The sequence below is a fragment of the Actinoplanes xinjiangensis genome (assembly GCF_003148685.1).
In the GTDB taxonomy this organism is placed as follows: Bacteria; Actinomycetota; Actinomycetes; order Mycobacteriales; family Micromonosporaceae; genus Actinoplanes; species Actinoplanes xinjiangensis.
The window spans coordinates 69,348-92,689 of record NZ_QGGR01000010.1 but is presented as its reverse complement, the minus strand read 5'-3'; the positions used below and the strand labels follow the sequence as shown (position 1 = coordinate 92,689).

The 23,342-nt window shown below is 70.0% G+C and carries 22 protein-coding genes and 1 pseudogene; 7 read left to right on the top strand and 16 right to left on the bottom strand.

What is annotated here, in order from left to right; all coding sequences use genetic code 11:
• Positions 1–361: 361 nt before the first annotated feature.
• From BC793_RS22850 to BC793_RS22840, 3 genes are all read right to left on the bottom strand, one after another.
• Positions 362–1,921: an MFS transporter gene (locus BC793_RS22850; protein ID WP_109595452.1), complete on the bottom strand. Its 1,560-nt coding sequence runs from the start codon at positions 1,919–1,921 to the stop codon at positions 362–364.
• Positions 1,918–2,967 carry a MerR family transcriptional regulator gene (locus BC793_RS22845; protein ID WP_203896346.1) on the bottom strand — a complete coding sequence of 350 codons (1,050 nt, stop codon included), beginning with the start codon at positions 2,965–2,967 and terminating at the stop codon, positions 1,918–1,920. The genes BC793_RS22850 and BC793_RS22845 overlap by 4 nt, the downstream gene beginning before the upstream one ends.
• A 124-nt stretch (positions 2,968–3,091) precedes the next feature.
• Complete coding sequence (locus tag BC793_RS22840; RefSeq protein ID WP_203896347.1) at positions 3,092–4,339, bottom strand: ATP-binding protein; 1,248 nt, start codon at positions 4,337–4,339, stop codon at positions 3,092–3,094.
• 157 nt (positions 4,340–4,496) lie between these two features.
• On the opposite strand from BC793_RS22840, the gene BC793_RS22835 reads away from it, so the two are divergent.
• Complete coding sequence (locus BC793_RS22835; RefSeq protein ID WP_109595450.1) at positions 4,497–5,741, top strand: alpha/beta fold hydrolase; 1,245 nt, start codon at positions 4,497–4,499, stop codon at positions 5,739–5,741.
• Here the strand turns inward: BC793_RS22835 and rdgB are convergent.
• Genes rdgB through BC793_RS22815 form a run of 4 tightly spaced genes read right to left on the bottom strand, consistent with a single transcriptional unit; the run spans position 5,738 to position 9,125 of the window.
• Positions 5,738–6,358: an RdgB/HAM1 family non-canonical purine NTP pyrophosphatase gene (rdgB, locus tag BC793_RS22830; protein ID WP_109595448.1), complete on the bottom strand. Its 621-nt coding sequence runs from the start codon at positions 6,356–6,358 to the stop codon at positions 5,738–5,740. The genes BC793_RS22835 and rdgB overlap by 4 nt on opposite strands.
• On the bottom strand, positions 6,355–7,083 hold the full coding sequence (rph, locus tag BC793_RS22825; protein ID WP_109595446.1) for a ribonuclease PH: 729 nt from the start codon (positions 7,081–7,083) through the stop codon (positions 6,355–6,357). Before rph ends, rdgB begins: the two co-directional genes overlap by 4 nt.
• Before the next feature lie 10 nt (positions 7,084–7,093).
• Complete coding sequence (locus BC793_RS22820) at positions 7,094–8,329, bottom strand: glycosyltransferase (RefSeq protein ID WP_109595444.1); 1,236 nt, start codon at positions 8,327–8,329, stop codon at positions 7,094–7,096.
• Positions 8,330–8,378: 49 nt separating this feature from the next.
• Positions 8,379–9,125 carry an MBL fold metallo-hydrolase gene (locus BC793_RS22815; protein WP_109595442.1) on the bottom strand — a complete coding sequence of 249 codons (747 nt, stop codon included), beginning with the start codon at positions 9,123–9,125 and terminating at the stop codon, positions 8,379–8,381.
• 273 nt (positions 9,126–9,398) lie between these two features.
• Here BC793_RS22815 and BC793_RS22810 point away from each other — a divergent pair, with 273 nt between their 5' ends.
• Positions 9,399–9,782 carry a hypothetical protein gene (locus tag BC793_RS22810; RefSeq protein WP_109595440.1) on the top strand — a complete coding sequence of 128 codons (384 nt, stop codon included), beginning with the start codon at positions 9,399–9,401 and terminating at the stop codon, positions 9,780–9,782.
• A gap of 3 nt (positions 9,783–9,785) precedes the next feature.
• Here BC793_RS22810 and BC793_RS22805 read toward each other — a convergent pair whose 3' ends face one another.
• From BC793_RS22805 to clpS, 5 genes and pseudogenes are all read right to left on the bottom strand, one after another.
• Complete coding sequence (locus tag BC793_RS22805; protein ID WP_109595438.1) at positions 9,786–10,751, bottom strand: PLP-dependent cysteine synthase family protein; 966 nt, start codon at positions 10,749–10,751, stop codon at positions 9,786–9,788.
• A 5-nt stretch (positions 10,752–10,756) separates the two neighbouring features.
• Positions 10,757–11,074, bottom strand: a complete 318-nt coding sequence (locus tag BC793_RS22800; RefSeq protein ID WP_109595435.1) for a MoaD/ThiS family protein — start codon at positions 11,072–11,074, stop codon at positions 10,757–10,759.
• A gap of 67 nt (positions 11,075–11,141) precedes the next feature.
• Positions 11,142–11,638 (bottom strand): annotated as a pseudogene (locus BC793_RS22795) (M67 family metallopeptidase).
• Positions 11,639–11,697: 59 nt separating this feature from the next.
• Complete coding sequence (locus tag BC793_RS22790) at positions 11,698–12,198, bottom strand: DUF2017 domain-containing protein (RefSeq protein WP_109595433.1); 501 nt, start codon at positions 12,196–12,198, stop codon at positions 11,698–11,700.
• A 49-nt stretch (positions 12,199–12,247) separates the two neighbouring features.
• Positions 12,248–12,538 (bottom strand): ATP-dependent Clp protease adapter ClpS, encoded by a 291-nt coding sequence (gene clpS / locus BC793_RS22785; protein ID WP_106315234.1) that lies wholly within the window; start codon positions 12,536–12,538, stop codon positions 12,248–12,250.
• A gap of 118 nt (positions 12,539–12,656) precedes the next feature.
• On the opposite strand from clpS, the gene BC793_RS22780 reads away from it, so the two are divergent.
• The 5 genes from BC793_RS22780 (at position 12,657) to BC793_RS22760 (ending at position 16,999) form a co-directional block, all read left to right on the top strand.
• A complete protein-coding gene (locus BC793_RS22780) occupies positions 12,657–13,943 on the top strand; it encodes a nicotinate phosphoribosyltransferase (RefSeq protein ID WP_109595431.1) in 1,287 nt (428 codons plus the stop codon).
• Positions 13,944–13,952: 9 nt separating this feature from the next.
• Positions 13,953–14,531, top strand: coding sequence for a nicotinamidase (locus BC793_RS22775; RefSeq protein WP_109595429.1), 579 nt, complete (start codon positions 13,953–13,955; stop codon positions 14,529–14,531).
• Between the two features lie 55 nt (positions 14,532–14,586).
• On the top strand, positions 14,587–15,021 hold the full coding sequence (locus BC793_RS22770; protein WP_239170277.1) for a GNAT family N-acetyltransferase: 435 nt from the start codon (positions 14,587–14,589) through the stop codon (positions 15,019–15,021).
• On the top strand, positions 15,018–15,608 hold the full coding sequence (locus tag BC793_RS22765) for an RBBP9/YdeN family alpha/beta hydrolase (RefSeq protein ID WP_109595427.1): 591 nt from the start codon (positions 15,018–15,020) through the stop codon (positions 15,606–15,608). Before BC793_RS22770 ends, BC793_RS22765 begins: the two co-directional genes overlap by 4 nt.
• Before the next feature lie 326 nt (positions 15,609–15,934).
• Positions 15,935–16,999 carry a hypothetical protein gene (locus BC793_RS22760; protein WP_146246391.1) on the top strand — a complete coding sequence of 355 codons (1,065 nt, stop codon included), beginning with the start codon at positions 15,935–15,937 and terminating at the stop codon, positions 16,997–16,999.
• Positions 17,000–18,600: 1,601 nt separating this feature from the next.
• Here BC793_RS22760 and BC793_RS22755 read toward each other — a convergent pair.
• The 4 genes from BC793_RS22755 to BC793_RS49690 all read right to left on the bottom strand — a co-directional run bounded on the left by BC793_RS22755 (position 18,601) and on the right by BC793_RS49690 (position 23,294).
• Positions 18,601–19,917 carry an MFS transporter gene (locus tag BC793_RS22755; RefSeq protein WP_109595423.1) on the bottom strand — a complete coding sequence of 439 codons (1,317 nt, stop codon included), beginning with the start codon at positions 19,915–19,917 and terminating at the stop codon, positions 18,601–18,603.
• A 153-nt stretch (positions 19,918–20,070) separates the two neighbouring features.
• Complete coding sequence (gene ctaD, locus BC793_RS22750) at positions 20,071–21,819, bottom strand: aa3-type cytochrome oxidase subunit I (RefSeq protein ID WP_109595421.1); 1,749 nt, start codon at positions 21,817–21,819, stop codon at positions 20,071–20,073.
• A 112-nt stretch (positions 21,820–21,931) separates the two neighbouring features.
• Positions 21,932–23,038 (bottom strand): FAD-dependent monooxygenase, encoded by a 1,107-nt coding sequence (locus tag BC793_RS22745; protein WP_109595419.1) that lies wholly within the window; start codon positions 23,036–23,038, stop codon positions 21,932–21,934.
• Positions 23,039–23,147: 109 nt separating this feature from the next.
• Positions 23,148–23,294, bottom strand: coding sequence for a hypothetical protein (locus BC793_RS49690; protein WP_158319331.1), 147 nt, complete (start codon positions 23,292–23,294; stop codon positions 23,148–23,150).
• Between the last annotated feature and the right edge of the window lie 48 nt (positions 23,295–23,342).

Sequence of the window (23,342 nt, the reverse complement as noted above, 5' to 3'; positions counted from 1 at the left end):
CCAGGCGGGGCCCGGCACTGGGCGGGGCCCAGCACGGGGCAAGGCACGACGCCGGGCGAGGCACGACGCCGGGCCTGGGCCAGCGCTGTCGCCGGACCAAGCCGCCGTTCGGTTCGACGTCGCCCGACCCAACCGTCGCCCCGCCCGGTTCGTCGCGGATCAAGCCGCCGCTCGACCCCGACGCGTCTCCCGAACCAGGCCGTCGCCCGTCGGCTGGACCCCGCTCGGGTGTTCCGCCGCCGCTTCCGTTAAGTGGCCGGCTGTCTGGTGCGCTACACGCTGCCCAAGGGGTGGCCCTTCTGATTGGTTACTGCACTCCGCCGTTATTTGGCTAGCCGTCGGATGTGCCCTCACGCCGTCGCTACGCGGTCGACTGGTGGGTCTGCTCCACAGTGCTCAGTTCGGGGGCGGCACGGACTGTGGCCGCCACCGCGACGATCGTGAGCAGGCCGCCGGCGATGATTGCCGGACGTGGGCCGATCACCGCTCCGGCAGCACCGTGCAACAGGTTCGCCAGCTGTGGGCCGCCCGTCAGCACCACCGTGAGCAGACCCTGGACCCGGCCGAGGAGAGCATCGTCGGTGTGCGCCTGCGTGATCGCGTTGCGATGCGTACTCAGCACGAAATTGACCGCGCCACCGAGCACCAGGGCTGCCAGCGCCACCCACAGGTGAGTCGTCAGGCCCAGCAGAATCACCGTCGCGCCCCAGGCCATCGCGGCGAAGGCCATCGTCCGGCCGGGACGGCGCACCCGGGTGAACCTGCCGGAGAACAGCCCGGCCATGATCACTCCCGCTGGGTAGGCGGCGTAGAAAAGGCCCAGCACCGGACCGCCGCCGACCGGATCGCCATAGGTGTGCCGGGCCAACTCCGGAAAGAGCACCACCGGCATACCGAGAACCATCGCGGCCAGGTCCACCGCCAGAACTGCCATCAGCAGACGACTCGTCCGCAGATGGCGAAGGCCACCGCGGAGGCCACGGCCGGCCCGCGCCGATCGGTCTACGCCCGCCACCGAACCGTCACGAGACCCGCCCGCCGCCGTGGATGGTCGAGACCGCACCACCGAACCGTCCCGCGATGCGCCCGCCGCCGCGGATACCGGAGACTGCGCCACCGAACCGTCCCGACATTCGACCGCTGCTGCGGCGGGCCAGGACTGCGCCACCGAACCGTCCTGGGACCCGCCCGCCGCTGCGGCGGGCCGGGACTGCACCAAACTTCCGCCCGCTGCTGCGACGGGCCGAGACTGCTCCACCGAACCGTCCCCAGATGCACTCGATGCCGCAGGCCGGGGCGTCGATGCCGCGGGCCGGGGCGTCTGTGCGGTCGGTGGCATAGGGGGTAGGCGGAGCACCGCCCAGAGGACGGCCAGCAGGGCGGCGGCGTCGCAGAGGTAGAGGGTGTTCAGGCCCGCTACCGGGATCAGCAGGCCGCCCAGGAGTGGGCCCAGGATCCAGCCGCCGTAGCGGACCAGGGAGTTCAAGCTGTTCGCGGCGGCCAGCAGCTCGGCCGGCAGCAGGCGTGGGAGGACCGCGCCCGCGGTGGTGGAGATCGCGCCGAAGGTCAGACCCTGGCAGGTCACCAGCGCCAGCAGGATCGGCAGCGGGCCGTCCAGAGAGGCCTGCACCCACAGGCCCGCATAGGTGGCCGCGAGGCCGGACTGTGCGGCCAGCAGGACCACCCGGCGGTCCCAGCGGTCGGCCAGGGTGCCCGCGGTCAGTGCGCCGATCACCAGGCCGGCGAAGGACAGGATCGCCGAGCCGCCGAGCGCCGCGGATGTGCCGGTCATCGCGTAGAGCTGGGCGGGGACGGCGACCACGCTGAACGAGCCGCCGACCGCGGTGACCAGGGACGCCACCCACCAGCGGCGGAAGGCGGGAACGTGCAGCGGGCGGCGGTCGGCGAGGGCCGCTCTCACGCCGGCACCACGTCGGCGACGACGGCGGCGACGTTGTCATGGGCGCCGGCCGCGTAGGCACGGGTGAACAGGTCGTCGAGGATCTGCCGTGGGTCGCCCGGACCGGCCAGCACCGCCCGCAGCTCCGGCTCGGGCACCGTCGTGGCGAGGCCGTCGGAGCAGAGCAGATAGCGATCACCGGCGGCGGCCTCGTGCAGGGACAGGTCGGGGGTTTCGTCACCCGTACCGGTAAGGGCTTTGACCAGCAGTGACCGCTGTGGGTGGACGGCTGCCTCGGCCTCGGTGAGCCGGCCCTGTTCGACGAGCGACCGCACATACGTGTGGTCGACGGTGATCAGGCTGAGCTCGCCGTCACGCAGCCGGTAGGCGCGGGTGTCGCCGATGTGTACGAGCGCCAGTCGTGACCCGGACCAGTAGAGGGCGGTCAGCGTGGTGGCCGTGTCGCCGTCGATCTCGCCGACCGAGCGGGCCGCCGCCCGCACCGCCTCGGCGAGTGAGCCGAGCAGGTCGTCGGCCGCGACCGTGGCGGTCTCCAATGTTTTCAGCGCGTCGACCGCCGCCGCGCTCGCCCGGTCACCGCCGGGGCCGCGCATCCCGTCGGCTACCGCCATCAGCCGCGGCCCCGCATAGGCGGTGTCCTCGTTGCTGTCACGGACCGGGCCGGTCTCGGAACGTGCCGCGTAGCGGATCCCCAGTGTGCCCATCGCGCTGCCCCTCCCGGAGAGATAGTCGACGAGGAAGGTGGCGAGCCGGCCGCGCTCGGCGGTCTCGGCGAGCACCTGCTCCCAGTAGGCGCCGATCTGCGCCGCCTGCTCCGGGGTGGGCAGCTCACCGATCTGCCGGATGCGCTCCAGCGGCATGCCGAGCCGGCGCAGCCAGGCGATCAGGCGGGCCTGGTCGAGCTGCTCCGGTGCGTAGAGCCGGTAGCCCGAGTCGTCGTCGACCTGGGCGGGCCGCAGCAGACCGAGATCGTCGTAGAGCCGCAGCGCCTTCGGCGACAGCCGGGCCGCCCGGGCGAACACACCGATCGTCAGCAGCTCAGGCACACGTCCCCCTCACCCCGAATCCCCGTCCCGGCCACCGCGACCAGATCTGATCACCGTGACCGGGTATCGGATGCCGGCCACCGTGACCGGTACCGAAATGCTGGGCCCTCCCCCAAGGGCAAGGTCAAGCCGACTCCCAGAGGGCACTGATCGGGACGGCGCGCATCCGGTCACCGAACGGCAGCGTGCTGGTCCCGGTGTAGAGCACGATGCCGGCGATCAGGTCGTCGCCGAGCCGGTCGGCGATCCGGCGCAGGCCCGCGAAATCGTCGGAGCGGACCGTGGACGCGGCCTTGACCTCGATGGCGACGACCTGGCGCTGCCGGTTCTCGAGGATGACGTCCACCTCGATCTTGTTCTGGTCGCGGTAGTGGTAGAGGTCGACCATCTCGTCCGACCAGGTGGCCTGCCGGGCCAGCTCGGCCACGACGAAGCCCTCCAGCAGCGGCCCGAACGGCTGCCCCGGGCGCAACAGCGCGTGCGCGTCGACGGCCAGTTGCTGGGCGGCGATGCCGGAGTCGACGAAGACCAGTTTCGGTGCGCGGGTGACCCGGCTGCCCAGGTTCCGCGACCAGCCGGGGATCCGCTTGATCAGATAGACCTCTTCGAGCAGCTGCATGTAGCGGGCGATGGTGGGGCGGCTCAGCCCCAGGTCGGACTCCAGGGCGCCGGGCACGATCAGGGACGCCGACCGGGCGGCCAGCAGCCGGATCAGTGTCCGCAGCTGGGGTGCCTGCTCGATGCGGGCCAGCTCACGCACGTCCCGGTCGATCAGTGCCTGCACGTATCCGTCCAGGAACCGGCCGCGGCGGCGCGCGTCGGTCCGGGCGACCGCCTCCGGGAGGCCGCCGCGCACGATGCGGCTCGCGTAGTCGGCGCGGGTCACCGTGGACTCGTGGCGCAGGTCCGGGCCGAGCCGGAAGACCGTGTCGATGAAACCGTCCGGGGTGCCGTCGATCTCGCCCTGCGAGAACGGCCACAACTCGACCGTCTCCATCCGGCCGGGCAGCGCGTCCGGTGCGGCCCGCAGGCCGAACAGGCTCGACGATCCGGTCAGCAGGAAGCGGCCGGGCCGGGGGTCCTCGTCGACCGACACCTTGATCGCCAGCAGCAGGTCGGGGACGCGCTGGATCTCGTCGATCACCATCAGGTCGTCGAAGGCCACGAAGCCGGTCGGGTCGGCCCGCGCCGCCGCCCGGTCCTGCTCACGGTCGAGGTCGCGGCGTTCGGCGGCACGATCGCCGGCGGTCAGGCGGACGAGGGTGCTCTTGCCGCACTGGCGGGCGCCGCTGACCAGCACCACGCGGGTGTCCTCCAGGGCGGCCGCGATGAGCTGCTCGGCGTGTCTGGGGAGCAGGTCAGTGGGGTTCACGGCCCTCACGCTACCGGGTTTCGGTTACGTTTCGCGAGCGCTGGACTTTCGATCCGCGGCGAGATTCTCTTTCGGTTCGCGACGGGCCGGCTTTCGAGTTGCGGGCTGGTCAGAACCGGGGTGCCGATGGTCGCCGTCGATACGGCAGGCTCGGAGGATGATTCATCGTCACTCCGGGCTCGTCTTCGCCGGGCACACTCTGGCCGTACCACTGAATCATGCGGAGCCGGACGGACCGCGCATCGAGATCTTCGCGCGGGAGGTGCGGGAGGCCGGGTCCGCGGCGGAAAGCCGGCCGTTCCTGCTCTATCTGCAGGGTGGTCCGGGGCACCGGTCGCCGCGGGAGCTGCCGGTGTGGCTGCGCCGGGCGGCACGTGACTACCGGGTGGTGCTGCTCGACCAGCGGGGCACCGGGCGCAGCACCCCGCTGACCCGGCAGACGCTGGCCGGGGTCGAGGATGTGGCCGGTCATCTGGCGCATTTCCGGGCGGACAGCATCGTGGCCGACGCCGAGCTGTTGCGTGCCCATCTGGCCGGGGATCGGCCGTGGAGTGTGCTGGGGCAGAGTTTCGGCGGGTTCTGCGCGGTCACGTACCTCAGCTTCGCGCCGCACGGGCTCCGCGAGGTGATCATCACGGGTGGCCTGCCGGGGCTGACCGCGACGGCGGAGGACGTCTACCGGGCCGCCTATCCGCGGGTGCTGGCGCACAACGAGCGGTATTTCGCACGGTATCCGGAGGACGAGGCGATCGCCCGGCGGGTCGTCGACGCGCTGGGGGAACAGGATGCCCGGCTGCCCGCCGGGGACCGGCTCACCCCGCGCCGGTTCCAGACGCTCGGCATCCACCTGGGTTCGAACGCCCGCTTCGACCTGCTGCACCACCTGCTCGAAGAGGCGTTCGTCGGCGGAGATCTGTCGGAACTGTTCCTGCGCCGGGTGGACGCCGCGATCTCCTTCGCCGAGCAGCCGTTGTTCGCGGTGCTGCACGAGGCGATCTACGGTCAGGGGGCGGCCACCGGGTGGGCGGCGCACCGGGTGCGTGCCGAGTTCCCGGCCTTCGATCTGGCAGCCGGCGGACCGGTCCGGTTCACCGGGGAGATGATCTACCCGTGGCTGTTCGGGGAGGACCCGGCCCTGGTCCCGCTCGCCGGCGCGGCGTCCCGGCTGGCCGAGAAGGCCGACTGGACGCCGCTGTACGACATCGACCGGCTGGCCGCCAACGAGGTGCCGGTGGCGGCCGCGGTCTACTTCGACGACATGTACGTCGACCGGGACATGTCGCTGGCCACCGCGGCGCGGATCGGGAACCTCCGGCCGTGGGTGACCAACGAGTACGCCCACGACGGCCTGGGACGTGAGGAACACGTCTTGGACCGTCTCCTGACGATGGTGCGGGACTAGCGGGGCAACTCCTTGGCGATCACCTTCGCCAGCTCGCGGAACGCCTTGCCACGGTGGCTGATGGCGTCCTTCTCGGTGGGGCTGAGCTCAGCATTCGTACGGTCCTGGCCGTCCCCGACGAAGATCGGGTCGTAACCGAAACCGCCCTCGCCGCGCCGGCTGCGCAACAGCCGGCCGGTCTGGCGGCCCTCCACCAGGTGCTCGCGTCCGTTCGGCAGGACCAGGGCCGCGGCGCAGACGAACGCCCCGCCGCGGTGCTCGTCGGCCACGTCGGAGATCTGTGCCAGCAGCAGATCGAGGTTGGCGTCGTCCTTGCCGTCGCCGGTCGTGCCGGACCAGCGGGCGCTGAACACGCCGGGCATGCCGTTCAGTGCGTTCACCGCGATGCCGGAGTCGTCGGCGACCGTGGGCAGGCCGGTGCGCTTGGCGCCCTCACGGGCCTTGATCAGCGCGTTCTCACCGAAGGTGAGGCCGGTCTCCGGCACGTCGGGGTAGCCGGGGAAGTCACCGAGACCGACCAGCTCGATCCGGGCCATACCGAGCGCGACATCGAGGATGCGCTGCAGTTCGACGAGCTTCTTTTTGTTACCGGTGGCAAGCAGAAGTCTTGCGCTCACGCGGCGAGCGCCTTCTGCTGCAGAGTGGCCAGCTCGGCGCAACCGAGCACACCGAGATCGAGCATCGCGTCCAACTGCGCCCTACGGAACACGCCGTTCTCCCCCGTCCCCTGCACCTCGACGAAGTCACCCGCGCCGGTGCAGACCACATTCATGTCGACCTCGGCCGTGACGTCCTCGTCGTAGTTCAGGTCGAGGCGGGCCTCACCGTCGAGCATGCCGACGCTGATCGCCTGGATCGAGGTGTGCAGCACTTTCTCCACCTTGCCGGCGAGCGACTTGCGGTCGGCCAGCCAGGTGACCGCGTCGTGCAGCGCCACGTACGCGCCGGTGATCGCGGCCGTACGGGTACCGCCGTCGGCCTGGAGCACGTCACAGTCGAGGACGATCGAATTCTCGCCGAGCGCCTTGAGGTCGATGCAGGCGCGCAGGCTCCGGCCGATCAGCCGGGAGATCTCCTGGGTCCGGCCACCGACCTTGCCCTTGACGCTCTCCCGGTCGCCACGGGTGTTCGTGGCGCGGGGCAGCATCGCATACTCCGCGGTGACCCAGCCGAGCCCGGAACCCTTACGCCAGCGGGGCACCCCCTCGGTGACGCTCGCGGTGCACAGCACCCGGGTGTTACCGAACTCCACCAGCACCGAACCTTCGGGGTGGATGCTCCAGCGCCGGGTCAGCGTCACCGGTCGCAGCTGGTCGGCCGTACGGCCGTCGGGTCGCGCCATGCTACGTACCTTATGCGTAGCGTGCGGCGCCCGCTTCGTCCGCCCCGGATTCACGGCCCGGGGAACCGACCCGCCGAGGTGAGGGCAATCCGTTGAGGTACGCCCCGGACGGCACCGCCGGCCTGATGAGACCGGCCGCCGGTGCCGGATTCGCCTCATGGGCCTGGAGGAAGCCGTCGACCGATTTCGGCCACCCGTACTGCTCGGCCTGGGCCCGTGCGGCGGCCCTGCGCTCCACCCGCGGCCGCTCCATGATCCGGCTGACCGCGTCCGCGAAGGCGTCGGCGGTGCCGGGCACGGCCACGCCCGCGTCGCCCACCACCTCGGGCAGAGCACTCTGCTCATTCACCACCACGGGCGTCCCGCACGCCAGCGCCTCCAGGGCGGCCAGCCCGAACGTCTCGACCGGGCCCGGCGACAGGACCACATCGGCGCTGGCCAGCAGCGCGGCGACATCGGAGCGCTCAGAGATGTGCCCGGCGAACCGGACCGGAAGCCGGGCGGCACGATAGGCGAGCGCGGTCCGCCGGGTGCCGTCACCGGCCATCACCAGGACCGCCGGGACCTTGCCGTTGCGCAGCGAGGCCACTGTGTCGACGGCCAGCTCGGGCCGCTTGGCCGCGGAGAGCCGGCTGCAGTAGACCATCAGCAACTCGTCGGGCCGGGCATAACGGGCCCGGACCGAGACGTCCATCCGGCCGGGGTGGAAGAGGTCGAGGTCGACGCCGAGCGGCACCTCGACCAGGTTGGGCACCCCGATCCGGCGGAACTCCTCGGCGGCGAACGCGGTCGTGCATACGATCGTGTCGAACGCCTCGGCGGTGCGCCGGTTGAACCGGTCGGCGAGGGCGTCGCGTTTCGGCATTCCCCAGACGCCGAGGAGGCCGGCCAGGCTCTCGTGGGAGACCATCATGGACCGGACCCCGCGCTGCCTGGCCCAGCTACCGGTCCAGCGCAGCGTGGTGCGGTCGGAGACCTCGATCCGGTCCGGCTCCAGACTGTCCAGCAGTTTGACCAGCTCACGGCGGCCGGCGAGCACACGGTATCCACCGGTGCGCGGCAGCGGGGCGCTGGGCAGCGTGATGACGCGGCCCTGACGGGTCATCTTGTCGGAGTGGCGACGGCCGGGAATGACGAGGACGGCCTCGTGACCGGCGTTCTGATAGCCGCGGCCGAGCTGCCGCAGCGCGGTCCGCAGGCCACCGGTATGAACCGTGACGAAGTTGGCCAGGCGAACGATGCGCATGCAACAACTCCAAGGTCACGACAGCCGGTCCCTGACCCCCCGCTCCGGCTCAGAGATCGTATCTGGCGCCGGGGCGGACCACTTCGACCGGTCCCGCATAGGCGGCGGTAGCCGCCTCCACAATAGATGCCTCACTGGCCCAAGCTGGAACGAGATGAGTCAACAGGAGCCTGCCGACGTCGGCCTTCGTCGCCGCCTCGCCCGCTTCGCCACCGGTCAGGTGCAGGTCAGGCGGGTTGACCAGACCGTCCTGGTAACTCGCCTCACAGAGGAACAGGTCGGCGCCGGCGGCCAGGCGCAGCAGGGCCTCACAGGGCGCGGTGTCCGACGAGTACGCCAGCACCCGGCCCTGGTGCTCGATGCGCACGCCGTACGTCTCGACGGGATGATTGACGCGGTCGACGGTGACCTGCAGCGGGCCGATCGGGAACGTGCCGGGCTGCAGGCCGTAGAAGGTGTAGACGTCGTCGACCGGCTCGCCCTCGGTGCTGTAGGCCGCGGCGATCCGCTCGGCCGCGCCCAGCGGGGCGTAGACCGGAACCGCCGGCAGCGGGCCGGCCGGATCGTAACGGCGCACCACGACGTAGGTGCACGCGTCGAGCATGTGGTCGCAGTGCAGATGGGTGAGGAGAATGGCGTCGACACGACGCATGTCCGAGTACCGCTGGAGAGCGGAGAGCGACCCGGAACCGAAGTCGATCAGGAGCCGGAACCCTTCGGCTTCCACGAGGTAGGCCGAACACGCCGACTCGGGGCCGGGGAAACTGCCGGCACAACCGAGAACGGTTAGTCGCATCCGGATCCCTCTGGCTCACAACGGGTTGCCCCACCCGACCGGCCGCTGCCCGACCTCAACCTGGCCGAGCCGGACTTGTCAGACCAGTCAATCACGGAGCGAAGCGTACGCCGCGACCAGCGCTCGACGTTAACAACTGATCGATTTGTCGCTAAATCGACAACGCACATCGCAGCCACGATGACCAGGCTCATCACGTTTGCACCGTCACGTCCGGTGATCCATTCGCGTTGCTCAGGGTGAGTGCCTTGAAGATCATCGGATGGAGGCGACGTGACCGCGCTCGAGCAGGTCCCCACCACCCGGGTCGTGATGCCCGTGGACGCCCCCCGCCCGTCCGCGCCCGAGGAGCCGGTGATCTTCCGGTTCCCGGCACCGGACGACCCGCCACCGGGCTCCGCACGGATGTTCGCGGTCGCCGTCTACAGCGCGGGACTCGGCCTGTGCGGTGTCGCGGTCGGCCTCTACGCGGTGCTGGCCGTCGTCAGCGGAGCACCGGTGTGGTACCTACCGGCGCTCGCCGCACTCACCCTGCTGAGCGTGGCGCTGGTGGTGGCCGCGTTCCTCGCCATCCACCAGCGCGCTCTGCCCTGGATGTTGCTGCTGGCCGCGGCGCCGCCGATGGCCGCGAACCTCTACCTCGCCGTGTCCTACTAGCCGCTAGGCCCAGAGCTGACCCTCGAGGGCCTCTTCGGCCTCGTTGAGCGTGCCGCCGTAGGCGCCGGTGGACAGGTATTTCCAGCCGGCGTCGGGCACCACGAAGGCCACGTCCGCCCGGTTGCCGGCGCGGACCGCCTCGTGCGCCACGGCCAGGGCGGCGTGCAGCACCGCCCCGGTGGAGAAACCGGCGAAGATGCCTTCGACCTCGATCAATTGACGGGTACGCAACACCGCGTCCCGCGTGCCGACCGAGAACCGCCGGGTCAGCACCGAGGCGTCGTACAGCTCCGGCACGTAACCCTCGTCGATGTTGCGCAGCCCGTAGACCAGCTCGCCGTACCGCGGCTCGGCGGCGATGATCTGGATGCCGTCGACCTTCTCCCGAAGGAACCGCCCGGTGCCCATCAGCGTGCCGGTGGTGCCCAGCCCGGCCACGAAATGCGTGATCGTGGGCAGGTCGTGCAGCAGTTCGGGGCCGGTGGTCTCGTAATGCGCCCGGGCGTTCGCCGGGTTCCCGTACTGAAAGAGCATCTTCCAGTCGGGGTGCTCGGCGGCGATCTGCTTGGCGGTGGCGACGGCCTGGTTCGAGCCGCCTGCCGCCGGCGAGAAGATGATCTCCGCGCCGTACATCCGGAGGATCTGGGTGCGTTCGGCGGACACGTTCTCCGGCATCACACAGACCAGCCGGTAGCCCCTCAGCTTGGCCACCATGGCCAGCGCGATACCGGTGTTGCCGCTGGTCGGCTCCAGGATGGTGTCACCGGGGCGCAGGTGCCCGGACTCCTCGGCCTCGCGCACCATGAAGAGCGCGGCACGGTCCTTGATGCTGCCGGTCGGGTTGCGGTCCTCCAGCTTGGCCCAGAGCCGCACCGGCGGCGCCCCCTCGGGCACCGCCGGAGAGAGGCGGGGCAGGCCGACCAGCGGCGTGCCCCCGCACGCGTCCAGCAGGCTCTCGTAACGAGCCATCGAACTTACAGACCGCCGAGCAGCGCGGCGGCCGCGGCGAAACCGAGCGCGCCGCCGGCGACGGCCGGGAGGATGGTGATCGAGTCGCCGTCCTTGACCTTGGCGTCGAGCGCGCCGAGGAAACGGACGTCCTCGTCGTTGACGTAGATGTTGACGAACCGGTGCAGGCCACCCTCGGGGGTGATCAGCCGGCCCTTGAGGCCGCTGTGCCTGGTGTCCAGGTCGTCGATCAGCTCGGTGAGAGTGTCACCGGCGCCCTCGACGATCTTGGCGCCGCCGGTGTAGCTACGCAGGATGGTGGGAATGCGAACTTCGATGGCCATGGCTGAATTTCTCCTAGAGGAGTCGTCGTGAAAGGAAGAGAGAGAGGGTCGGTCCGGTCGGGTCGCGTTAGCGGCAGCGACACTCGTAGAAGACCGACGCCGGGCTCTGCCCGAACATGAACGACTGCACTGCTGCGGAAATCACGCCTTCACCGTCGCATCCACGATGTTGACCTCTTCTTCGGTCACCACGCCGTCCACGATACGGAACGACCGAATCTCCTCGGAGTCCGGCTCGCGGGTCGAGACCAGGAGGTAGTGCGCGTTGGGCTCGCCGGCGAACGAGACGTCGGTGCGGGACGGGTAGGCCTCGGTCGCGGTGTGCGAGTGGTAGATGACCACCGGCTCCTCGTCGAGGTCGTCCATCTCGCGCCAGACCCGCAGGTGCTCCATCGAGTCGAACTCGTAGAACGTCATCGAGCGCGCGGCGTTGTCCATCGGGATGTGCCGGGTGGGCACGTCACTGTCGATCGGGCCCGCGACGACGCCACAGGCCTCGTCCGGGTGGTCCCGGCGGGCGTGGGCGAGGATCGCGTCGACGATCGCGCGGTCGATGGTCAGCACGGCATTCACATTACCGTGGCATTTCGCCACCTGGCCGGTGGCGGTGCACACACCCGCAATCATTGAATGTCGGGTAGCGCGTTCAGCAGGGACTCCTGTAGGTAGCCGAGATACGCGTACACCGACAGCTGGAAGACCCGGCTCGACCCCGGATCGTCGAGCACCGCGCGGTCCAGCTCGTCACCCAGATCGGTGTCGGAGTTGATCTCCAGCCTGGTGCCCATGGCGAGGCGGGCGTCGTTGATCGCACGGAGCCAGGCCTCGGCGGCCTCGCCGTCCAGCCGTACCTCCCCCTCGCCCTCGTCCGGAAGGGCGGCGAGGATAGCGCCCGCCTGGTCGATCTTGCTGGTCTTCAGATCGCCCTCGGTGTAGAGACGGAACTCCTGCGAGTCCTCCGGGCGATCGGGGTAGATGTCCGGGAAGAGGCGGGAGACCACCGGATCGGTGTGGTCCATCCCGTCGGTCAGCAGACCGACCACCTCAGCGGCCACCTTGCGCAGGACCCGCACCTCATCGTGCGCGAACGTGGCAACACAGTGGCTACCGCTGCGTCGGAACATGTGCTTTACCCCACCCGATCGCCGATTTGTTTCTCCGGCCCGCCAACGGTCAACCCCGGTCGACCGTGGCCCAGAGACCGTATCCGTGCAGTTGATTGGCGTCCATCTCCATGCGCTCGCGTGCGCCGATGGAGACCACCGCCTTCCCCTTCGTGTGCACGTCCATCATCAGCCTCTCGGCCTTTTCCTTGCTGTAGCCGAAGAGCTTCTGGAAGACCCAGGTCACATACGACATGAGGTTGACCGGGTCGTCCCAGACGATGGTCACCCACGGCCGGTCCTCGGCCGGTACTTCCTGGATCTCCGGCGTCTCGACGGGAGCAACCTGAGGCAACGCCATGCCCACCATGGTGCCACCGGATTCGGCGAACCGGTGAATCAGGCATCCAACCGCTGGTCAGCGGCCGCGTCGAGCCCCACGGAGGACAGCGGGGCGGCGGGCGCAATAGGGTGGGACCGTGGAGACGATCGCGCCGGCCCTGATGACCGATCAGTACGAGCTGACCATGGTCAGCGCCGCGTTGCGCGACGGCACCGCCGACCGGCGCTGCGTCTTCGAGGTCTTCGCCCGGCGGCTGCCCACCGGGCGCCGCTACGGCGTGGTCGCCGGCACCGGGCGGCTGATCGAGCTGATCCGCGACTTCCGGTTCGAGCCGGGTGAGATCGAGTTCCTGCGCTCGGCCGGGGTGGTCGACGAGTCGGCCGCGCAGTGGCTCGCCGACTACCGGTTCAGCGGCGAGATCGAGGGCTACAGCGAGGGCGAGCTGTTCTTCCCCGGGTCGCCGATCCTGACCGTCTCCGGCAGATTCGCCGAGTGTGTGGTGCTGGAGACGCTGATCCTGTCGGTGCTCAACCACGACTGCGCGATCGCGGCCGCCGCGGCCCGGATGGTCACCGCGGCCCGTGGGCGGCCGATCATCGAGATGGGCTCCCGGCGCACCCACGAGCACGCCGCGGTCGCCGCCGCCCGGGCCGCCTATCTGGCCGGGTTCGCCTCCACGTCGAACCTCGCGGCGGGCCGCGCCTACGGCATCCCCACCACCGGCACCTCGGCGCACGCGTTCACGCTGCTGCACGACGACGAGCCGGCCGCGTTCGCGTCCCAGGTGGCGGCGCTCGGCAAGAGCACCACGCTGCTCGTCGACACGTACGACATCAGCCAGGGCATCCGCAACGCGATCGCGGTCGCCGGGCCGGACCTGCGGGCCGTCCGCATCGACTCGGGCGACCTGTCCGTTCTCGCCCAACAGTCCCGTGAGCTGCTCGATTCGCTCGGCGCGACCGAGACGAAGATCATCGTCTCCGGCGACATGGACGAGTATTCGATCGCCACCCTCGCCGCCGAGCCGGTCGACATCTACGGCGCCGGCACCGCCGTGGTGACCGGCTCCGGCGCCCCCACCGCCAGCCTCGTCTACAAGCTCGTCGAGGTCGAGGGCCGCCCGGTGGTCAAGCGCTCGGAGAACAAGGCGACCGTCGGCGGCCGCAAGACCGCGATCCGTCGTCACAAACCCACCGGCACCGCCACCGAGGAGATCATCTACTCCCAGTGCGTGCCCGATCACCAGCCCAACGACCGGCTGCTCCAGCGCACCTACGTCGCCGGGGGCGAGATCCTCGAGACGCCGACGCTTGCCGAGTCGCGCGATCACCTCCGACAGAACCTGATCTCCATTCCGTGGGAGGGCCTCAAGCTCTCCGCCGGCGACCCCGCCATTCCGGTCGTCATCGTTCCCACCGCCTAGGGGGCATCCATGTCACGCGCACTGATCATCGTGGACGTGCAGAACGACTTCTGCGAGGGCGGCTCGCTGCCGGTGGCCGGCGGCGCGGCCGTGGCCAAGGGCATCTCGCTGGTCCTCGACAAGGCCGGCGACCGCTGGGACCACGTGGTCGCCACCAAGGACTACCACATCGACCCGGGCGCGCACTTCAGCGAGCACCCCGACTTCGTCGACACCTGGCCGACCCACTGCGTCGCCGGTTCCACCGGCTCCGACTTCCACCCGGAGCTGACCACCGGGCGGATCGAGGCGATCTTCCACAAGGGCGCACACCAGGCGGCCTACTCCGGCTTCGAGGGCGCGACGGACAACGGCGAAACCCTCGCCGGGTGGCTGCGGGCCAACGGGGTCACCGAGGTCGAGGTGGTCGGCATCGCCACAGACCATTGCGTACGAGCCACTGCGCTCGATGCCGCGAAAGAGGGATTCGCCACCACCGTGCTGCTCGAACTGACCGCCGGGGTGGCCCGTGCCACCACGGACGCCGCCGTCGAGCAGCTCCGCGCCGCCGCGATCGAGACGACCGGAAGTCCCGTCGTTGACGCCTGAGATCCGCCCGTTCGCCGAGCCCGACTGGCCCGCCGTGTGGGCCATCGTTTAGGACGTGATCACGGCCGAGGAGACGTTCCCCTTCGATCCGGCGATGCCCGAGCCGGTGGCCCGTGCCGTGTGGGTCGAGCAGCCACCCGGCCTGACCGTCGTCGCCGTCGTGGACGGGCAGGTCGCGGGCACCGCCAAGATGGGCACCAACCGTCCCGGCCCGGGCGCGCACGTCTCCACCGCCAGCTTCATGGTGGCGGCCACCGCACGCGGCCGCGGCGTGGGCACGGCCCTGTGCCGGTTCGCCGTCGACTGGGCCCGCCGCCAGGGTTATGCGGGCATGCAGTTCAACGCCGTCGTGGAGACCAACACGAGCGCCGTCGAGCTGTACCGTCGCGAGGGCTTCGAGGTGATCGGCACCGTTCCGCGCTCCTTCCAGCACCCGGTCCACGGCCGGGTCGGTCTCCACGTGATGTATCTGGAGTTCGACGCGCCATGAGCTTCCTGCTGCTGCACGGCTGGCAGAACAGGCGCCCACCCGGCCACTGGCACCACTGGCTCGCCGGTGAACTCGCCGCAGCCGGCCACCATGTCGTCTATCCCCAGCTCCCCGAGCCCGACCAGCCGGTCCTCGCCGACTGGCTGGCCGCGTTGCGGACCCACCTGGGCGCGCTGCCCGCCGGCGAGCGGACCGTCGTCTGCCACAGCCTCGGCTGCCTGCTCTGGCTGCACGCGGCCGCCACCGGCCAGGTGACGGCGCCGGTCGACCGGGTGCTGCTCGTCGCCCCGCCCGGCCCGGACGTCGCCGCCGGCATCCCGGAGATCGCCGGCTTCCATCCGCCGCCCGTCACCGGTGAACAGCTCGGGGCCGCGGCCCGGCACACCCGTCTCGTGTGCTCCGACAACGACCCGTACTGTCCGGCGGGTGCCGCCGCCGACTACGGCGTCCCACTCGGCATCCCGACCACGATCCTGGACGGCGCCGCCCACCTCGACATGGCCGCGGGGTACGGCCCGTGGCCCTCGATCCGGGACTGGTGCCTCAGCGGCTCGCCGGACACACCTCTCACCCATCGGCCGGCCTGACCCTCCGGCTGCGTCCGAGACAGGTCGTGCTCGCGCAGCCTCGGGTCGACGCGGCCGGCGTCTCCCCGCTCAGCGCCTCTGCCGGTCGCCTCCACCTGGATCAAGGCTGAGCCGGACGCCCGCTTCCGGCGGCCGCCCTCTCTTCACCGGGCCCGGACACCGACTTCCGGTTGCGGCTTCGGCTTCGGCTTCCGGTCTCGGCTTCCGGCTTCCGGTCTCGGCTTCCGGTCTCGGCTTCCGGTCCCGGCTTCCGGCTTCCGGCTTCCGGCTTCCGGCTTCCGGCGGCGGCCCCCTCTTTCATCAGTGGATGTCGATAGCATGGGCCGATGGCGCGACGGGGCCGCTTGTCCGACAGTAGATACCGGCTGTCCTATCTGTACGCGGCGATCGGCGCGCTGCTGCTCGTAGCCGCGTTCGCGCTGCTCTACCCGGTGCGGCACACCACCGGATTCGCTGACGAGCTGCGGATCGGCATCGGCGCCAATCTGATCGACCTCACCCTCGCCGTGCTGGTCCTCCAACCGCTCGTCCTCTACCTCAGCCGCAACGCCGTCCGGCGGCGCAACCGGCTCGACTACCGGGCCGTCATCGGGCGCATCGAAACCGCCGACGACCGCGTCGACCTGTGGAAACACTGGACCGGGCTACTGGAGGGCCCCCACCGGGCACGCTTCACCGAAACGGTCCGGGGAGCCCTCGACCGCGGCGTCCGCTTCCGGATCATGCTGACCGACCCGTCGTCCCGCGACGCCGCCGAACGCGCCCGCCAGGTCGCGCCCACCGACGCCATCACGGCGATCCGGCAGAACATCGAACGACTCGACCACTTCGTCGCCGAACTCCCCGCCCGGCACCGCCCCGGCTTCCAGGTGCGGATCAGCGCGACGGGGCCCGCGCACGCGTTCTACCGGGTCGACGACTGGCTGACGTACGGCATCTTCCGCGACCGGAGGGTCAGCGAGAGTTCCCAGCGTGAGGTCCGTGTCCGCGGTGACCTGGGCGAACTCGCCCTCGAAGCTTTCGAGAACCGTTGGAACGGGGTCGGCCTGCGAACCCTCACCGACCACTACCGGATGCGGCTGCGCGTCACCGTCCACGACGACACCTCCGAGTACGAACTCCGCTACGTCGTCCACGACGGCGAACACTGGGTCAACGTCAATCCGTCCGCCCTGCCGCACGCCTTCCACCCCGACCACCGGGTCACCACCCCCGACGACGGCGCCACCCACTGGACCCTGGTCCCGGCCACTCGGGAAACCCTGGAGCGGGTCACGGCCCTGTATACCGCCAAGTACGGCCCCGGCGAGGGCCCGGTCCTTCTCCGCCTGGCCGCCCCGGACCCGAGCCGGATCACACCAGCGTCTCCCCCGCCCGGCGACCAACCCTGAGAGCGGCCACATGTCGAACCAGGCCGAACTCGGCTACACATCCACCGCATCGGACCAACCCTGACGACCCTGCCCGAAAGGTTCCCAAGTCAGGGCCTACATCGCTCTCCTACGATCTTGTCGATTCCGGTCATCGTGGAAGCCCGAAGATCTGGGTACGGGCCGCAGATCCCATGCCCGGACGTCTCTGGAGCGCTTCCGGAGTCAGGGCGTCGTTTCTACTTGGCGTCAGGCCGGGATCAACGGCGAGCAGCACACATGCGGCGGCTACCACCACCGAGAATCCGCCGGCGCCGGTACCGCCGCCCCACCGCCCGCTTCCACCCGGCTCCAGCACCGCTGCACCACCGCCCGCATAAAATCCGCCCAGCTTTAGCACCGCTGCACCACCGCCCGCAGGAAGATCCACCCGGCTCCAGCACCGCTGCACCACGTCCGAAAGAAATCCACCCGACTCCGGTACCGCCGCGCAGAGGATCCCCCGGTTTCGGTACCGCTGCACCGCCCCGGGCCCCCAGTGGTCTGCGAGCGACGACGGGCGCACACACCACGCTTGTGTGGGCTGCTGCCATCGCAATAGCCGGGTTGAACGCACACGGTCCGCGGATCGTGTGCGCTGGTGCGGGCCATGACGTATGGCCGAGCCCACGTTCCGCGATTGTGTGCGCTGAACACCGTCACCAGCGCCGCCCAGCGTCTCCGAGCTGCGACATTCGATCATCCCTGCCGAAACCGGCGGGCTCGGCCGTGTCAAAGGCGGCCGAAACCGGCAGGAACAGCGAACCGATAGGCACAGCCGACCGAACCGACAGGCACGGCGCCGTGCCCTCATCGCCATCGACGTGCAGCAAAACCGGCGAGCACAACAAATCAGGTCAGCACAGCAAAACAAGTCGGCACGGCAAAATGCGGTACCGCCGGTCCACCGGCACCACGGACACCCTGCACCACGGACACCCGGCCCTACAGGCACCCGGCACCGGCACCACCGCAGCCCCGGGCACGCCCACCAGCATCAGCGACACCACCAGTCAGGAGAGCGGAGGCAACCCAGCTGTTGCCCCAGCACTCGCAGCACTAGAAGGAAACCCTGGTCCAACCAACTCCTGCCCCATCGCCCGCAGCACGGGCCACGAAAGCCGGGACCAACCAACTCGTGCTCGATGACAGCCAGAAACCGTCAGAAAGAAGGCTCATCGGTCAATACCGTCGCAATACGCACCGACTCCGATGGCTATGCGTCAGCGTTCCGGTCCGACCTTCCGGAGGCCACCGTCGGATCAACAACAGGCGATGCGGCGCCATAGCCGGAAACTGTCGGCCGCGTGCCAGAAGCAACGGTCGCATCAACACTCCCGACACCGAAGGCATCGGAGCCCGAACCAGGAGCCGTCCTCGAATTGAAACCCGACTCGGCCTATGACGCCTCCGCGGCGACCGACCGGGCCTCCCTGACTGCTGACCGCGACTTCGTGACTGCTGAACGCGCCTCCGTGCCAGCCAACGGCACCTCCGTGCCAGCCAACGGCGCGTCCGTGACGGCCGAGCCTCCGTGGCCGCTGACCGCGCCTCCGCGTCAACCAATGGCGCGCCGTGACGACCTACCGCGCTTCCATGTCGACCGACGGCGCCGGCAGGCCGGCAGTCGAACCCGGGACCGGGCCGGAACCCGAATCGGAAGCGGCGGCGGAAGCGGCGGCTGGGCCACCGGCGGGAACCGGCGTGGAGTCAGGACCAGGGACCCGGCGGGTGTCGCGGCGGTGGCGGATCTCGGTGGGCAGGACGAGCAGGGCGACCAGGACACCGACCGACCCGACGGCCACGAATCCCCAAGCCGGGCCCCAATGGTCGATGGCCAGGCCGGCCAGTGGGGCGCCGCAGGCGACGCCGACGGTGAGGGCCGAGTTGTGCAGGCCCATGGCCTCGCCGCGGGCGCCGGCCGGGATCAGGCGGCTGATGGCGTCGGTGCTGGCGGTGATGGTGGGGGCGCACAGGGCGCCGGCGGGGATCAGCAGGAGGGCGAGCAGGGCCCAATGGTCGCCGCCGAGGCCGACGGGGATGGTGAGGACCGCCATCGGGGCGAAGAGCAGCAGCATCGGCAGGCCGCGCTTGATCATGCCGTAGACGAAACCGCCGAGCAGGGAGAAGAGGGCCCAGAGGGAGAGGACCAGGCCGGCCCACTCGGTCTGGCCGGTCTCGCGGAGGACGGCGACGACCGCGACGTCGGTGCCGGAGAGGACCAGGGTGGCCGCCATCGTGATGGCCAGGATCGCGACGAAGCGGGGCTTGAGCCAGCTGCGCCGGGGCACCCGCTCACCGGAGACGGGGGCCTCGTGGGCGGCCCGGACCGGTGGGTCGAGCAGCCACAGGCCGATACCGGCGAGGAGGATGCCGATCGCCAGGGTGAACATCGCGAAGCGGGAGCCGGCGGTGGTGACGATCAGGACGCCGAGTGCCGGGCCGGCCATGAACGACAGCTCGGTGGTCATCGAGTCGAGTGCGAAGGCGGGCAGTCGATGCGACTCGGGGGTGAGCGCGGCGATCGCCTGCCGGGCCACCGAGAACGCAGGCAGCGCCAGGAAACCGCCGACCGCGGCGACGGGCAGCAGCACCCAATACGGCAGGGCCTGCGCCACGAGCCAGTAGACGACCTCGGCGACGGTGGTCAGGACGAGGACCGGCCGCAACCCCCACCGGTCGATGAGCCGGCCCATCACCGGGGCGCCGACGGAGCCGCCGATCGTGATGGCCGCACCGACCAGCCCGGCCGCGCCGTAGGACAGGTGAAGCCCTTCGACGACGTGCAGGGTGAGCACCACCGCCGCCGCCGCGATCGGAATGCGGGCGAGCGTGGCGACCACCAGCAGCGACACGATCTTCGGCAGGGCGAGTGTTTCGCGGTAAGGCGTGAGCGACATGTTGGATCCTGACCTCCACCGCCCATCCTGCCGTGGGGGTACGACACAACGCCAACCCGTTGCTGACCGTAACCGCTGGTCACGCACACCATGTGACGAGCGACGCATACAAAACGGCCCCGCTCCATGAGGGAGCGGGGCCGTTCCGGTGGATCAGCGGTCGGTCGACACGTCTTCGGGATACGTGGCGCCGCCGTCGGACTCCGCGGTCAGCGGCCGGGCGCCACCCTCGGGTGGGCCGGCGAGCGAGTGGCCGGCCGCCAGCTCCGGGAACTTCAGGTCGAAGGCGGGACGCTCGGAGCGGATCCGCGGCATCCGGTCGAAGTTACGGAGCGGGGGCGGGCTGCTGGTGGCCCACTCGAGGGAGTTGCCGTGGCCCCAGGGGTCGTCGACGGTGACGAGCCTGCCGACCTTGTACGACTTCCACACGTTGTAGATGAACGGCAGCGTCGACAGGCCGAGAATGAACGAGCCGATCGTGGAGAACGTGTTCAGGAAGGTGAAGTTGTCGGCCGGCAGGTAGTCGACATACCGGCGGGGCATGCCCTTGGTGCCGAGCCAGTGCTGCACCAGGAACGTGCCGTGGAAGCCGATCATCGTGAGCCAGAAGTGGATCTTCGCCAGCTTCTCGTCGAGCATCCGGCCGAACATCTTCGGGAACCAGAAGTAGATGCCGGCGAACACCGCGAACACGATCGTGCCGAAGAGCACGTAGTGGAAGTGGGCGATCACGAAGTACGAGTCGGAGACGTGGAAGTCGATCGGCGGGGAAGCCAGCAGGACGCCGGAGAGACCACCGAAGAGGAACGTCACCAGGAAGCCGATCGCGAAGAGCATCGGCGACTCGAAACTGATCTGGCCGCGCCACATGGTGCCGATCCAGACGAAGAACTTCATGCCGGTCGGGACCGCGATCAGGAAGCTCAGGAAGCTGAAGAACGGCAGCAGCACCTGGCCGGTGGCGAACATGTGGTGCGCCCACACCGACATCGACAGCGCGCCGATCAGCAGCGTCGCGGCGACCAGGCCCTTGTAGCCGAAGACCGGCTTGCGGCTGAAGACCGGGATGACCTCGGTGATGATGCCGAAGAACGGCAGGGCGATGATGTACACCTCGGGGTGGCCGAAGAACCAGAAGAGGTGCTGCCAGAGCATCGGGCCGCCGGTCGCCACGTCGAAGACGTGGGCACCGAGGACACGGTCGGCGGCGAGAGCGAAGAGCGCCGCCGCCAGGAACGGGAAGACCATCACCGCGAGCAGGGCGGTGACCAGCATGTTCCACGTCATGATCGGCATCCGGAACATGGTCATGCCCGGGGCCCGCAGGGTCAGGATCGTGGTGATCAGGTTGACCGAGCCGAGGATCGTGCCGAGACCGGAGAGGGCCAGGCCGACCACCCACATGTTCCCGCCGACGCCCGGCGAGTGCAGCGAGTTGCTCAGCGGCGTGTACGCGAACCAGCCGAAGTCGGCGGCACCACCCGGCGTGAGGAACCCGCCGATGGTGATCAGACCACCGAACAGGTAGAGCCAGTAGGCGAACGAGTTGAGCCGCGGGAACGCCACGTCCGGCGCGCCGATCTGGATCGGCACCACGAAGTTGCCGAACGCGAACACGATCGGCGTGGCGAAGAACAGCAGCATGATCGTGCCATGCATGGTGAACAGCTGGTTGTACTGCTCGGGTGAGAGCAGCTGCATGCCCGGCCGGGCCAGCTCGGCGCGCATCAGCAGCGCCATCAGGCCACCCAGCAGGAAGAACACGAAGGCCGTGATCATGTACATGATCCCGATCTGCTTCGCGTCCGTCGTGCGCAGGATCCGAGCAAACGCCGAACCCTTGACCTGCCGCCGCACCGGGTATGGTCGGCTCGCGATCGGCGACGGCGCAACGGTCGTCACGAATTGCCTCCGTTGTCTCGTTCGTCCCTCTCGGGTTTCCCCGATGATCGGGCGTACCTCGGTGGCAGAATAGTCCCCCGTGGTGGTCCGACCGTCGCGGGGTGACCAAACGTCAGACCGGCGACACCAGGGCCCGGTAATGATCGGCGAAGATGCGGGCGCCCCTGCGGCGCAGCATCGGGTCGCGCAGGGACGGCGGGACGTCGCGGGCCCGGTCCCGCTCGCGGGTCCGCTCGCGCACCTCGGTGCATCGGGGTCGCCGGCGGTCCTCATAGGCCCGCAGCGCCGCCGGGATGTCACCGGCCGCGGTCCGCAGCTCCTGACCGAGCACCCACCCGTCCTCGAAGGACATCGCCGCACCCTGGGCGAGTGTCGGCGCGGTGGCGTGCGCCGCGTCGCCGACCAGCACGACCGGACCGTTCGACCAGGACCGCAGGACGACCTCGTCGGTCCGCGCGACCTGCACCTTCTCGATCTTGTCGAGGATCGCCGGGACCGGGCCGCCCCACGAGCCGAACAGCTCGCGCAGCCGCTCTTTCGGGTCTTCCGGGTTGGGCGTGTCGGGGGCGGTCTCGTCGGCATGGCAATACAGCCGGCGGCCGCCCATCGGCATGGCGACGAAGGCGGCGCGGCGGCCGAGCACCGCGGTCCAGTCGGTGAGCGGCGGGCCGCCGGTGACGACCGAGCGGTAGACGATCTGGCCGGTCGGGGTGGCCGGGCCGCCGAGGCCGGCCTTGTCGCGGATCAGCGAGCGCCGACCGTCCGCGCCGATGACCAGGTCATACTCCGTGACCGCGCCGGTGCCGAACTCGACCTTGGCGGCGCCGTCGACGATCTGCACGTCGCGCACCTCGGTCTCGAAGCGGACCTCGCCGCCCACCCCGGTGAGCAGGACCTGCTGGAGGTCGGCGCGGGACAGGGCGCGGGACTCGCCGACGCCCGCCCACAGCCCGGCGGCGTCCATCTCGAAGAGGTCGCGGCCCCGGGTGTCGAGGAAGGCCTGCCGGAAGATCAGATCGCCGAGCGGGCGCAGCGGGACGTCGAGGCCGAGCAGCCGCAGCGCACGGGAGGCGTTACCGGGAAGATAGATGCCGGCACCGGGCACCACGGTGGCGGGCAGCGCCTCCACCACCTCGGGCCGGAAGCCCGCGATGCGCAGCCCTCGGGCCGCCGCCAGGCCGGCGATACCGGCGCCCACCACGAGGATGCGCAAGCTCATCACACCAACGCTCTCTTGTCGATGGATACGCGTGGGAGCCAGAACACTACCCCCCGCAACCGTCGCGGGGAACACCCGCGATCAGGCCGGGGTCCGATTTGGGCGAATCTCAGGGCGCGCAGGCGGTGAGGACGGTCTCCTGTGGATTCTCCGGCGCCTCGGCCGTCACAGCAGCGAAAGCACGGCCCGCACGGGCGAGGGCGACGGCCCGGCGACGGGCGTAGAAACGGTGCAGGGAACGCGGCGAGCGGTTCATGCCGACAGCAAACCACCGGGGTACGACACTTTCGGCTGACGTCGCGTG

Coding starts and splice junctions, on each gene's coding strand:
- BC793_RS22765 (WP_109595427.1), top strand. CDS start 15,018: ATGAGCTTCCTGCTGCTGCACGGCTGGCAGAACAGGCGCCCACCCGGC.
- rph (WP_109595446.1), bottom strand. CDS start 7,083: ATGGCGCGACCCGACGGCCGTACGGCCGACCAGCTGCGACCGGTGACG.
- BC793_RS49690 (WP_158319331.1), bottom strand. CDS start 23,294: ATGAACCGCTCGCCGCGTTCCCTGCACCGTTTCTACGCCCGTCGCCGG.
- BC793_RS22755 (WP_109595423.1), bottom strand. CDS start 19,917: ATGTCGCTCACGCCTTACCGCGAAACACTCGCCCTGCCGAAGATCGTG.
- BC793_RS22775 (WP_109595429.1), top strand. CDS start 13,953: ATGTCACGCGCACTGATCATCGTGGACGTGCAGAACGACTTCTGCGAG.
- BC793_RS22820 (WP_109595444.1), bottom strand. CDS start 8,329: ATGCGCATCGTTCGCCTGGCCAACTTCGTCACGGTTCATACCGGTGGC.
- BC793_RS22760 (WP_146246391.1), top strand. CDS start 15,935: ATGGCGCGACGGGGCCGCTTGTCCGACAGTAGATACCGGCTGTCCTAT.
- BC793_RS22800 (WP_109595435.1), bottom strand. CDS start 11,074: ATGGCCATCGAAGTTCGCATTCCCACCATCCTGCGTAGCTACACCGGC.
- BC793_RS22835 (WP_109595450.1), top strand. CDS start 4,497: ATGATTCATCGTCACTCCGGGCTCGTCTTCGCCGGGCACACTCTGGCC.
- BC793_RS22790 (WP_109595433.1), bottom strand. CDS start 12,198: ATGTTCCGACGCAGCGGTAGCCACTGTGTTGCCACGTTCGCGCACGAT.
- BC793_RS22805 (WP_109595438.1), bottom strand. CDS start 10,751: ATGGCTCGTTACGAGAGCCTGCTGGACGCGTGCGGGGGCACGCCGCTG.
- BC793_RS22745 (WP_109595419.1), bottom strand. CDS start 23,038: ATGAGCTTGCGCATCCTCGTGGTGGGCGCCGGTATCGCCGGCCTGGCG.
- BC793_RS22815 (WP_109595442.1), bottom strand. CDS start 9,125: ATGCGACTAACCGTTCTCGGTTGTGCCGGCAGTTTCCCCGGCCCCGAG.
- clpS (WP_106315234.1), bottom strand. CDS start 12,538: ATGGCGTTGCCTCAGGTTGCTCCCGTCGAGACGCCGGAGATCCAGGAA.